This window comes from Aliiroseovarius sp. S253, from assembly GCF_049800855.1.
GTDB lineage: Bacteria > Pseudomonadota > Alphaproteobacteria > Rhodobacterales > Rhodobacteraceae > Aliiroseovarius.
The window spans coordinates 188323-199744 of record NZ_JBNAFW010000001.1; the positions used below are offsets into that span (position 1 = coordinate 188323).

Genomic DNA, 11422 nt, shown 5'->3' on the forward strand with positions numbered 1-11422 from the left:
CGCTGTTAAATAGCTGTTTTTGCCGAAATTACAAGTAAATGGACCGTGATTGAGCATCCAAGGCCGGTTCTTGTGGCTATTTTCCCCTTGGTTTGGCACGAAGCGTTGGGTCCGCCACGGTGGGATCTTCGGGCCACGGATGCTTTGGATAGCGCCCGCGCATGTCCTTGCGCACATCGGCATAGCTTGTGGCCCAAAAGTTCGGGATGTCCGTCGTGGTCTGCACCGGTCGGCGGGCTGGTGACAGAAGTGTCACGCGCAGTGGGGTCTTGCCGACAGTGGGGTGGCGGGTGACTCCGAACATCTCTTGCAAGCGCAGGCTGATTTCGGGCGTGTCGCTGGAATAGTCGATAGGCGTTTTGTGACCCAAAGGCGTGATGAAGTGGGCCGGTGCCTCGGCGTCCAGCCGCGACATCTGGTTCCAATCCAACATTGCACGCAGGGCATCGAGGAGCTCAAACTTCTTCCAGTCAGCCGTCGTCTTCACGCCGGACAAGTGCGGCAGTAGCCAATCTTCAAGCGTCGCCATCAGGGCGGGTTCAGTCATTTCGGGTAGCCTGTCTTCGCCGGTCCGCACAAGCTCGACCCGCGCGATGAACCGTTTCGCGGCAGCCGAGGGTCGCAGCCCCATGTCGCGCACACCGTCGAGCATCGCGGAGGCCACAGCATCCCGCGGCGCGTCCTTCCAGATGCGGTCATCCAGTACCATCGCGCCCAGACATTCCTGCCGTCGCGCGATCACGCGACCTTCGCGTTTGGACCATGCGCAATTATCGACCCACGCGATCTGGTCCTCAAACAGCTCACGCACTTCGCCTTCGCTGATCTGGACCGCTTGTCGCACGCGCGCCTCGCGCGGATTGCCGTCCGTGTCGGTGATTACTAGCAAGCGCGACCCGGCCAGAGCATCACCTTCGTCCATGATGGCCCCTTTGCCACCAGACATGACGAAACGCGGGATGTCACCGGGGCGGCGCAGTGCCACCCTGTCGGGATAGGCCAAGGCGGCCATTTGTGCTGCACTTAGGTCTGGGCGGGCATCCCCTGCCATCCGGCGCAGGCGCTTTGCCTCGGTCCGAATGCGCTCAACGCCACCGCGATTGGCCTGAATGCCCCGCTTTGCTGCAAAGCCCTTCGGGTCGCGGATCGCCTCACACCGCAGGGTCAGGTCCATCGAGGCCCCACGGGGCAGGGGATCGCGGTCGCCCCAAAGCGCGGCCAGATCGGCAGCGTCCGAACCAGCGGTTAGCAGCATATGCCCAAGGCGTGGATGCAGCGGCAGACGCGCAAGTTTCGTACCGTGATCGGTGATCCGTCCGGTGTCATCCAGCGCCCCAAGCCCACGCAGCAGCGCCTGCGCTTCGGCCAACACGCCTTCATTGGGCGGCGTCAGAAACGCCAGCCCCGTGCCGTCTGGACTGCCCCACCCGGCCAGTTCCAACGCCAAGGGGGCAAGGTCTGCGGTTTCGATCTCGGCGGGCGCGAAGGGGGGCATCCCGCCGTCCTCGCCCTTAGTCCACAGCCGATAGCAGGTGCCGGGCGCGACACGTCCTGCACGACCGCGTCGTTGTTCGGCTTCGGCTTTGGACACGCGCTCGGTCACCAGTCGGGACATGCCTGAACCGGGATCGAACCGAGCGCGCCGCGCCTGTCCGGCATCCACCACCACGCGAATGTCCTGAATGGTCAGCGATGTTTCGGCGATTGCGGTTGCCAGCACGATCTTGCGGCCTTCTTTCGCGGGCTGAATGGCGGCGCGCTGGGCGGCGAAGTCCATCGCGCCGAATAGTGTGTGCAGGCGGCATTCGCCGGGTAAACGTCCCTTTAAAGCAGCCTCGCAGCGTCGGATTTCACCTTCGCCGGGCAGGAAGACCAGCACACCGCCTTTTGTTTCGGCCAACGCGCTCAGCACCAGATCCGCAGTCGCCTCGGCTAGCCGGGTGCCTTTTGCCAGGGGCCGCTCCAAGTGTCGCGTCTCGACGGGATAGGCACGCCCTTCGGACCGCACAATCGGCGCGTCGTCCAACAGCCGTGCCACTGGGTCGGCGTCCAGTGTGGCAGACATCACAACCAGCTTCAGATCATCGCGCAGTGCACCCATCGCTTCCCATGTCAGCGCCAGCCCAAGGTCCGCATTCAGGGATCGCTCGTGGAATTCGTCAAAGATAACTGCGCCGACGCCCTCAAGTGAGGGGTCAGATTGCAGCATCCGTGTCAGGATGCCTTCGGTCACGACCTCGATCTGGGTGGATTTGGATACCTTCGCCTCGCCGCGAATGCGGTAGCCGACGGTCTCGCCCGCACGCTCGCCCAGCGTTTGCGCCATACGCTCGGCGGCCCCACGGGCGGCTAGGCGACGTGGCTCTAGCATGATTAGCCGGCCGCTAAAGGATCCCGCTTTGAGCATCTCCAACGGAACAACCGTCGTCTTGCCTGCGCCCGGGGGGGCCATCAGCACCGCGCGCCCCTGATCGTGCAGGGCGGCCAGCAGATCTGGGATCGCGTCATGGATGGGCAGCAGGTCCGTCATCCTGCCCTTATCCGACGCCCCGCGCGCCGGGTCCAGCCCGGATCACCGCGCGCGCGGGCGCTAACATCATCCCGGCCTCTGGACAGGGGCGCGGCGGCGCGGCATGAACGGGGGCAAGAAGCGGAGGCGACATGGACATTCAGGATCTGGCCAAACGAGTGATTGCAGGCGAACGCCGTGCCTTGGCGCGCGCCATTACTTTGGTCGAAAGTGGCCGTGCAGATCACCGTGCGCAGGCGGTTGAGCTTCTGGAAGCCACAGCTCCTGAAGGTCGTCAGGCCCTTCGCATCGGTCTGTCCGGAACGCCTGGCGTTGGTAAATCGACCTTTATTGAAGCGTTTGGCATGTTCCTGATCGAAAAGGGCCTGAAGGTTGCGGTGCTGGCTGTGGATCCAAGCTCGGCCCGATCTGGCGGGTCTATTCTGGGCGACAAAACTCGCATGGAAAGCCTGAGCCGCGAGAAGAATGCCTTCATCCGTCCTTCGCCCTCGCAGGCGCAGATGGGCGGCGTGGCGCGCCGCACCCGCGAGGCTGTCGCGCTCTGTGAAGCCGCAGGCTTTGATATTGTTCTGATCGAAACCGTGGGTGTCGGCCAGTCCGAAACCATGGTCGCCGAGATGTCCGATCTGTTCCTTCTACTCCTCGCCCCTGCCGGTGGCGACGAGCTGCAAGGTGTCAAACGCGGCATCATGGAGATCGCCGACCTGATCTTGGTGAACAAGGCCGATGGCCCGCTGAAAGAAACTGCGATGCGCACCTGTGCGGATTATGCGGGCGCGCTGCGCTTGTTGCGCAAGCGCGTCTATGATCCTGAAGGTTTCCCCAAGGCGCTGATGGTGTCTGCCGTCACCCATAACGGCTTGCCTGAGGCGTGGGAGACGATGGAAGAGCTGGTCGCATGGCGGCGCGAGCATGGCCACTGGGAAAAGCGCCGCGCCGCGCAAGCCCGCCATTGGTTCGAAGAAGACCTGCGCATCGGCCTTTTGTCTGCGCTGGAAACCGGTGACGCTCGCGCGCAGATCGATGCGCTGGGCGGGCGGGTGTCTGCGGGTGAACTGTCAGCTTCACGCGCAGCGGACGAGATGCTGGCCTTTCTGAAATTGGCATCTGACAGCTGAAATCTGCCACCTGCCATCAGGGGTTGATTGGCGCTAACGGCTGGGTTAGCGTAACCCCGAAACATGCAGGAGAATGCAGGATGAATCAGTTCAGGACCCCACCGCGACACTAGACGCTGGTCCTGTTGGGCTGTCGTCAGCCCCGATTATCCTTTGTATTTCCTTTTAGCGCATGGAGCGCATCATGTTTCGGTTTTTCGAAAATCTTATCGACCCATTCCGTCCCTCGCCGGATGAAACCCCGCCTGCTACGCTGTGGGCCTATCTGAAAACGCAGTATGACGGTTTCGGAAAACTCATGGCGTTTATGGCCGTGTCAGGTGTCATCGTCGCATTGATTGAAACCAGCCTGATCTTCTATTCGGGCCGTGTGATCGACCTTATGGATGGGACCGACGCGCAGGGTTTTTTCCAAACCCATGGGCTCGAGCTGCTGCTCGCGGCCTTGTTCATTCTGTTCCTGCGCCCCGCCACCATCGGCCTGAACCACCTGCTGCTTGAGCAAACCCTTGTGGGCAACCTGCATGATCAGGTGCGCTGGCGGGCACATAAGCATCTGCTTGGTCAAAGCATGGGCTTTTTCCAGAACGACTTTGCCGGGCGGCTGTCCAACCGCGTGATGCAGCTGGGCGGCGCGGTCGAGGACGGCACCTATATGGCGTTCGAAGGCATCTGGTACGCGCTGACCTATGTGATCGCTGCGGCCCTTATCCTCAGCCAGATCGACCCGCGCTTGGCCGCGCCGCTTCTGATCTGGCTGGTGCTTTATGTGATCTACACGCGCTGGGTCGCGTTACGTGTGGCATCTGCGTCCGAGAAATGGTCTGACGCGCGGTCGCTTCTGTCGGGGCGGATCGTCGATGCCTATGCCAATATCGAAAGCGTTAAACTGTTCAGCCAGGGCGAAAGCGAGGAACGCTATGTCCTCTCGGCCCTCAAACGCCACCGCCTGCGGTTCCAGCGTTTCCTGCGCCTGATGACGGAACTTAGCTTCGGTCTGAACGTGCTGAACGGGCTGCTGATCACCGGCGTTCTCGGCACCTCGATCTGGTTCTGGACCCGTGGAGTTGTGACCGTGGGCGAGGTCGCGGCGGCATCCGCCCTGACCATCCGCCTGAACGGCATGTCCGGCTGGATCATGTGGGTCACCGTGCGGCTGTTTGAGCATGCGGGCGTGATCCGCGAAGGGCTGCGTTCGATCTCGGTCGAGCACGAGGTGGTTGATGCCCCCAACGCTCCTGCGCTGGTGCTGACCAAGGGCGAGATCCAATTTGACGGGCTGACCCATCACTATGGCAAAGGGTCGGGTGGGTTGGACAACGTGACCTTGGCGGTGCATCCCGGCGAAAAGGTCGGGTTGGTCGGGCGCTCGGGCGCGGGCAAGTCGAGCCTTGTGAACCTGCTGCTGCGTTTCCGCGATCCCGAAGGCGGACGCATCCTGATCGACGGTCAGGATGTGGCAGGTGTCACGCAGGATAGCCTGCGCGCGCAAATCGGTATGGTCACGCAAGACAGCTCGCTTCTGCACCGCTCGGTGCGCGCGAACCTGCTGTACGGTCGCCCTTCGGCCACCGAGGCCGAGATGATCGCCGCCGCTGTGCGCGCCGAGGCGCATGACTTCATCCAGTTGCTGGAGGACCCGAAAGGGCGCAAGGGCTATGACGCCCATGTGGGCGAGCGCGGCGTGAAACTGTCCGGAGGCCAGCGCCAAAGGGTCGCCATTGCCCGCGTTATGCTGAAGAACGCGCCTATTCTGGTGCTGGACGAGGCGACATCGGCGCTGGATAGCGAGGTCGAGGCCGCGATCCAGAAAACGCTCTATGGCATGATGGAAGGCAAAACCGTGATCGCCATCGCCCACCGCCTATCCACCATCGCCCAGATGGACCGCATTGTCGTGCTGGATCAGGGACGGGTGATCGAAGACGGCAGCCATGATGAACTTCTGGCCGCCAAGGGCACCTATGCGGGGCTTTGGGATCGCCAGTCGGGCGGTTTTCTGGCCGACGAGTAAACAATTGCAGCGGGGCAGAATTTTCCTGCCCCGCTGCCCCGCGACTCACTTGACGTCCCCCGATTAGGCGTCTATTGACCGCGGACGGAATTCGGGGCGCTGCCGTGGCAGTGCCCGTTTGTATTGACCGGCTGGACGTGAGCGGCGCGAGGGCGCGCTGAAATCTCACCAATCTGGCCCGAGAGAGCAAGGATAAGAGCCATGTCGCGTGTTTGCGAACTGACCGGAAAAGGCCCGATGACTGGCAACAATGTCAGCCACGCCAAAAACAGAACCCGTCGCCGGTTTCTGCCGAACCTGAACGACGTGACGCTTCAGTCGGAAGCACTGGGTCGCGCCTTCAAACTGCGCATCTCGGCTGCTGCCCTGCGTTCGGTAGATCACCGTGGTGGTCTGGACGCGTTCCTGGCAAAAGCCAAGAACGACGAACTGTCGGCCAACGCCCTGAAGATCAAGAAAGAAGTTGCGAAAGCTCAGGCAGCCGCCTAAGCCCCGCGCTTTTCTGGATCGACCAGATTTTGAACCGCCCCGGCTTTTGGCTGCGGGCGGTTTTCGCATGTTCTGCACCTGTTACATTTTGTCACTTGTTCCCCCTGAAAAAGAGGCATAGCTACAAGCCATGATCCGAGTGGCTTTCGCATATGTTCTGGCCTTTGCGCTGACTATCACCAGCTTTGCGCTGGCGGATGCCCGTGGTGAAAACCCGGATATAGGTGGTGCGTTTGAAATGGTGCTGTGTACCGGCACCGGCATGACCACCATCACGCTTGGTCCGGATGGCGAACCCATCGAATCGGTGCATCTGTGCCCCGATGGCACGTCGATCTTTGCGGCCTCGTTCACGCTTCCTGCCATGGATGCGCCCATTACGCGGCTTGTGGCCCAAACTGTCCCTTCGCAGGTCACGCCGCTTGTTGGGCGCGATGAACTGTCCCCGTCTGCCCGAGGTCCCCCGGCGCTGGTCTGATCCCTTCAATCAAGACCAAATCCAAGACCTAAGGAAAAGACTATGTTCCGTATGAAAACCGTTCTGGCTGCCGGTGCAGCTGCCCTTATCGCTATGCCTGCTTTCGCAGGTGACATCATGATCAATGACGCCTATGCGCGTGCCTCGGGCATGAACGCGAAGGCTGGCGCTGCCTTCTTCCATATCATGAATCACGGTGCTGAAGATGACCGCCTGATCGCCGCAAAATCGGGTGCGTCCAAACGGGTCGAGCTGCACACCCACAAAGATCTGGGTGACGGCGTGATGAAGATGATGGAAGTTGAAGAAGGCTTCCCGATCCCCGCTGGTGGCATGCACGCCCTGCAACGCGGCGGAGACCATGTGATGTTCATGGGCCTGACCGCACCCTTTGTTGATGGTGAAGCCGTGACTGTGACGCTGGTATTTGAAAAAGCCGGCGAGATGACCGTCGAGATCCCTGTCGATCTGAAACGCAATCCGATGGGTGGCGGCATGCAGCACGGCAAGCCCGAAGACGGGAAAATGGGCGAAGGTCACGGCGCGATGAACATGGGCGACGGCAAGTCGAACTAAGCACCGCCTTTCAGAATTGGGGGTGCGGGGCGTCAATGCGTCCCCAAGCCCCGTACCCCTAAAGGGGTTTCGTCAACCCCGGACGGCCGTAGCGTATAGCTGCGGCCTTTCCTGTTTTGGGACTGGCTGGTTAGCCCAAAACCTCGTCCACCCAAGTCGGCACAATCTGGGTCGCGGGTCCGAAACGTGCATCATCAAAGATGCCTGCCGTGTCGGATGGCTCCAGATTCAATTCCAGCGTCGGAATGCCCAGGGCACGCGCTTCGCCGACAAACCCAGCTGCAGGGTAAACGGTGCCCGAAGTGCCGATGGCTACGAACAGATCCGCCGTTTCCAGAGCCAAATAGATCTCGTCCATCTGATATGGCATCTCGCCGAACCAAACGATATCGGGTCGGGTGCGCGGGGCGCTGCAACTGGGGCAGGGCGCGGTCGAAGACATCTCGGGCGGGGCAGGCCAGCGATGGTCGCACGCGGCACATAATGTACCGGCCAGTTCGCCATGCATGTGGATCACATCACGCGCGCCGCCGCGTTCATGCAGGTCATCCACATTCTGTGTGACCAGCGTTACGAGGCCTTTGTACTCGGTTTGCAGACGGCCCAAGGCTCCGTGCGCTGCGTTCGGCGCTGCGTCCAAACAATTGGCGCGCCGGGCGTTATAGAACGCGTGCACCAGTTCTGGATTGCGGGCAAACCCTTCGGGGGTAGCCACGTCTTCCAAATCGTACTTTGTCCAAAGCCCGTCTACGTCGCGAAACGTCCCCAACCCGCTTTCAGCCGAAATGCCCGCGCCGGTCAGGATCAGGATATGTGTCATTTGAAGCCGCCATAGATGTCCATTGCCTTTTGCAACAGATCAAGCAACGCAGCCACTTGCAAGGGATCCTGCGCGGCGATCTCGCCTTGGGCGGCAAAATTGGCCACGCGCTGTTCGCCCTGCGCCACGGCCTCAAGATCTTGCCACGAAAAGCCCAGCCGCACCGGGGCCAGAGGCATCGGTCCTGCCACCATCGCGGCCCGCCCCTGTGACACAGTCAACGAAAAGGGCGCATCGTTCAGCCAGATCTCGGCGCGCAGTTCGTCCAGAGGTCCTGCGGCGCGCTCGATCGCGCCGGCCAGCACCGCAGTCCGCGACGACGGTGCATCAGTTGGAGCGGCATCCTCGGGCACCGAGATGTCCCGGCCAAACCGTGCCAGTTCAAACAAGATCCCACGCGTCGCTTGCCCACGATCCGTCAGCGCATAGACGCGACCGGATTTCGAGACCAACCCAGCCTCAACCAACTCGGCCAGGCGGGCAGACAGCATATTGGTCGCGATCCCCGGCAACCCGTCGCGCAGCTTTCCAAATCCCGATGGACCTGCGTGCAGCTCGCGCAGCACATGCAGCGCCCAGCGATTACCCAGAAGGTCGAGGGAGAGGGAAATTGGACAGTTTAGAGAGTAAGGCTTTGCACGCGACATGCGCTGCTTTTGACCCAGTGCAGAAGGGGCTGCAAGGGACGATATGCACCTTAAGCGAAACAGCGCCCGTTGACCTGTTCGTTATGCGCAGAGCATCCTAGTTGTATGACGCTGAAACGCCCGATTCATCCAATGCCAGAAGATATTGACCAACGGTTGAGGGCCGAGGGGCTACGAGGCGCTTATGATGCTCGCCCCCCCTATCAACGCAACGATTATCTCGGCTGGATTGCTCTGGCGAAACGTTCTGAGACACGACAGAAACGCATCGACCAGATGTGTGACGAACTGGCAGGTGGGCATCTCTATATGAAAATGGTCTGGCGCAAGGGCTAGCGGGTGACAGCCTGCAGCTGCGCCTTACAACCACCCAATGTCCACACGCGATAGCTGCCATGCGAATGGGTTTTGCCGCCTGGGCGATCTTAGTCGGCGAGCGGCGCTGAGCCAGCACCGCGTCGCCCAAAAAGCGCCCCGCCTTCTCACGTGTCTGATGAATCACTCGGCGTTGAACACAAATAAGGTTTCACCGTTGATTTTGTAATCGTTGATCAGCGCCTTCGCTGTGTCCGACACAAGCCACGCTTCCAGTTCTGCCGCAAGTTCGGTCCTTACGTGCTCGTGTTTGTCTGGGTTCACGGGCAGATAGGCGTATTGGTTGAACAGGATTGCATCGCCCGCATAAAGCAGCGCCAGATTGCCTTTGTTGCCAAAATTCAGCCAGCTTGCCCGGTCCGCCATGATATAGGCTTCCAAACCTGCGGCTGTGTTCAGGGCCGCGCCCATGCCGGCCCCAACGGCATTGTACCACGCACCCTCTGGCACGATCTTGGCCGCCGCCCACAGGCTGAGCTCTTTCTTGTGGGTGCCGCTGTCATCCCCACGGCTGATAAAGGGGGCTTGTGCGGCCATGATCCGCCCTAGCGCGTCAGCGGCGCTTTCGGCGTCCGCGATCATCGCGGCATCCGTGGACGGGCCGATGAAAACGAAATCGTTGTACATGATCTCGCGGCGGTGCATGCCATAGCCACCCGCCAGAAACGTGTCTTCGGCCTTGCGAGAATGCACAAGAATTGCGTCCACGTCGCCTGCCTCGCCCAGTTTGATCGCTTGACCAGTGCCGACGACCAGAAGCTGAACCTCGATCCCGGTATCTTCCTTGATCTGGGGTAACAGAATGTCGGACAGACCCGAGTTATGGAACGACGTGGTGACCGCAAGCTTCATCTCGTCCGCGAAAGCGCTGCTGGACAGAAGGGCTGAAGTGAGGGCGGCGACAATGGTCCGTTTCATTCGACGATATCTCCTTTGAGGAATGCTTGTGCTTGTGCGCTGGGGGCGCCGCCGAAAAACACATCGGCAGCACGGTGTTCGTGGATGTTGCCGTTCAGAAGGAACAAGACCTCGGTTGCCAGCCGTCTGGCCTGACCCATGTCGTGTGTCGACATGATCAGTCGGGTTCCTGCAGCTGCCGCCCGGGTCAGGATCTCTTCGATCTCGCGGGTGGCGCGGCCATCAAGCGAGGCGCAAGGCTCATCAAGGAACAGAAGTTCGGGTCGGGTGATAAGCGCGCGGGCAAGCGCCAGCTTTTGCCGTTCGCCGCCGGACAGGTGCGGGGCAGGGCGGTCCAGCATATCGCCCAACCCAACTTGTTCAGCCGCCTGCGCAGCCTGTTCGTTGGCCTCGGACCGTTTGTGACCTGCCAATCGCAGAGGATAGGCCAAGTTGCCCAGTACAGACCGGCGCATCATTATTGGGTGCTGAAACACAAATGCCTGATGGGCCCGAGCCTCTTCAGGGGGGCAGGCCCAGTGAATGCTGCCGCCTCCTAGTCGTGCAATGCCATGCATCATGCGCAGAAGCGATGTTTTACCTGCCCCATTTGGACCGATAACAATGGTTACGCCCTTGGCTTGCAGTTCAAGGTCTACGGGGCCGACAAGGGTCTTGCCAGCGCGGCGCAGCATGGCACCTTCCAGCGTGACGGGGAAAAGGTTGCTCACCAGCGGCCCCCCCGTTCAGTCTGCCCGATCATGTGGATGGCAAGGTTCACGGCGATTGCCATAGCGATCAGCACAAAGCCCAGACCAAGGGCCAGTGCGAACTCGCCCTTGCCAGTTTCAAGCGCGATGGCTGTGGTCAAAACCCTTGTGTGGTGGTCGATATTGCCGCCCACCACCATGATCGCTCCAACTTCACCAATGGCGCGGCCAAACCCTGCCAGTGCTGCCGTCAAAAGCGCGCGGCGTCCGTCCCAGAGAAGAGCTTGCACCCGCTGCGTTTGAGTTGTGTTCATCGAGATCAGAAGATCGTGATAGTCGGACCAAAGCTCGCGCAGGGCCTGATGGGCAATGGAAGCGATCAGCGGCACAATGATGATGACTTGTGCAATTATCATCGCGGTCGGCGTGAATAATAGGCCCAAGACCCCAAAAGGACCCGATCGGCTGAGCATCACATAGACAATCAGGCCGACGACAACCGGAGGAAGTCCCATAAGCGCGTTTAGAACGGCAATAGTGATCCGGCGCGCGCGAAACCGGCGTACGGCCAAAAGCGCACCAAGTGGTAAGGCGATGCCCGAAGAAACGATAAGCGCCGTCAATGTGACATACAAAGACCTTAGCGTGATTTCGACCAAGTCCGCGTCAAGCGTGACAAGCAGCCAAAATGCTTCGGTTATCCCGAACCATATTTCCAAGATGTCATCCCCTAACGCGTTTCGCAGGTGCATGGTCAGAATGTCCGAC

At 60.8% G+C, this 11422-nt stretch carries 12 protein-coding genes; 6 read left to right on the forward strand and 6 right to left on the reverse strand.

Annotation, left to right across the window (positions count from 1 at the left end; all coding sequences use genetic code 11):
* Positions 1 to 76: 76 nt before the first annotated feature.
* Entirely contained in the window at positions 77 to 2530 is a 2454-nt protein-coding gene (gene hrpB / locus ACP15F_RS00965) for an ATP-dependent helicase HrpB (RefSeq protein WP_424938986.1), read from the reverse strand.
* A 131-nt stretch (positions 2531 to 2661) separates the two neighbouring features.
* Between hrpB and meaB the strand changes: the two genes are divergently transcribed.
* The 5 genes from meaB to ACP15F_RS00990 all read left to right on the forward strand — a co-directional run bounded on the left by meaB (position 2662) and on the right by ACP15F_RS00990 (position 7205).
* Complete coding sequence (gene meaB, locus ACP15F_RS00970; RefSeq protein WP_424938987.1) at positions 2662 to 3648, forward strand: methylmalonyl Co-A mutase-associated GTPase MeaB; 987 nt, start codon at positions 2662 to 2664, stop codon at positions 3646 to 3648.
* 184 nt (positions 3649 to 3832) lie between these two features.
* On the forward strand, positions 3833 to 5662 hold the full coding sequence (locus ACP15F_RS00975; RefSeq protein WP_424938988.1) for an ABC transporter ATP-binding protein: 1830 nt from the start codon (positions 3833 to 3835) through the stop codon (positions 5660 to 5662).
* 201 nt (positions 5663 to 5863) lie between these two features.
* Complete coding sequence (rpmB, locus tag ACP15F_RS00980) at positions 5864 to 6151, forward strand: 50S ribosomal protein L28 (protein WP_108855324.1); 288 nt, start codon at positions 5864 to 5866, stop codon at positions 6149 to 6151.
* A 130-nt stretch (positions 6152 to 6281) separates the two neighbouring features.
* Entirely contained in the window at positions 6282 to 6629 is a 348-nt protein-coding gene (locus ACP15F_RS00985) for a hypothetical protein (RefSeq protein WP_424938989.1), read from the forward strand.
* A 51-nt stretch (positions 6630 to 6680) separates the two neighbouring features.
* Positions 6681 to 7205 (forward strand): copper chaperone PCu(A)C, encoded by a 525-nt coding sequence (locus ACP15F_RS00990; RefSeq protein WP_424940919.1) that lies wholly within the window; start codon positions 6681 to 6683, stop codon positions 7203 to 7205.
* A gap of 130 nt (positions 7206 to 7335) precedes the next feature.
* On the opposite strand, the gene ACP15F_RS00995 is transcribed toward ACP15F_RS00990, so the two are convergent.
* Both ACP15F_RS00995 and ACP15F_RS01000 read right to left on the reverse strand, forming a co-directional pair.
* Entirely contained in the window at positions 7336 to 8025 is a 690-nt protein-coding gene (locus tag ACP15F_RS00995) for an NAD-dependent deacylase (protein ID WP_424938990.1), read from the reverse strand.
* Positions 8022 to 8672 carry a winged helix-turn-helix transcriptional regulator gene (locus tag ACP15F_RS01000; RefSeq protein WP_424938991.1) on the reverse strand — a complete coding sequence of 217 codons (651 nt, stop codon included), beginning with the start codon at positions 8670 to 8672 and terminating at the stop codon, positions 8022 to 8024. The genes ACP15F_RS00995 and ACP15F_RS01000 overlap by 4 nt, the downstream gene beginning before the upstream one ends.
* 132 nt (positions 8673 to 8804) lie before the next feature.
* Between ACP15F_RS01000 and ACP15F_RS01005 the strand changes: the two genes are divergently transcribed.
* Complete coding sequence (locus tag ACP15F_RS01005; RefSeq protein WP_424938992.1) at positions 8805 to 9008, forward strand: YdeI/OmpD-associated family protein; 204 nt, start codon at positions 8805 to 8807, stop codon at positions 9006 to 9008.
* Positions 9009 to 9170: 162 nt separating this feature from the next.
* On the opposite strand, the gene ACP15F_RS01010 is transcribed toward ACP15F_RS01005, so the two are convergent.
* The 3 genes from ACP15F_RS01010 to ACP15F_RS01020 are packed head-to-tail and all read right to left on the reverse strand — an operon-like array spanning position 9171 to position 11406.
* Complete coding sequence (locus tag ACP15F_RS01010) at positions 9171 to 9965, reverse strand: substrate-binding domain-containing protein (RefSeq protein ID WP_424938993.1); 795 nt, start codon at positions 9963 to 9965, stop codon at positions 9171 to 9173.
* Positions 9962 to 10675, reverse strand: a complete 714-nt coding sequence (locus tag ACP15F_RS01015; RefSeq protein ID WP_424938994.1) for an ATP-binding cassette domain-containing protein — start codon at positions 10673 to 10675, stop codon at positions 9962 to 9964. The genes ACP15F_RS01010 and ACP15F_RS01015 overlap by 4 nt, the downstream gene beginning before the upstream one ends.
* A complete protein-coding gene (locus ACP15F_RS01020; RefSeq protein ID WP_424938995.1) occupies positions 10672 to 11406 on the reverse strand; it encodes an ABC transporter permease in 735 nt (244 codons plus the stop codon). Before ACP15F_RS01020 ends, ACP15F_RS01015 begins: the two co-directional genes overlap by 4 nt.
* Positions 11407 to 11422 lie beyond the last annotated feature (16 nt).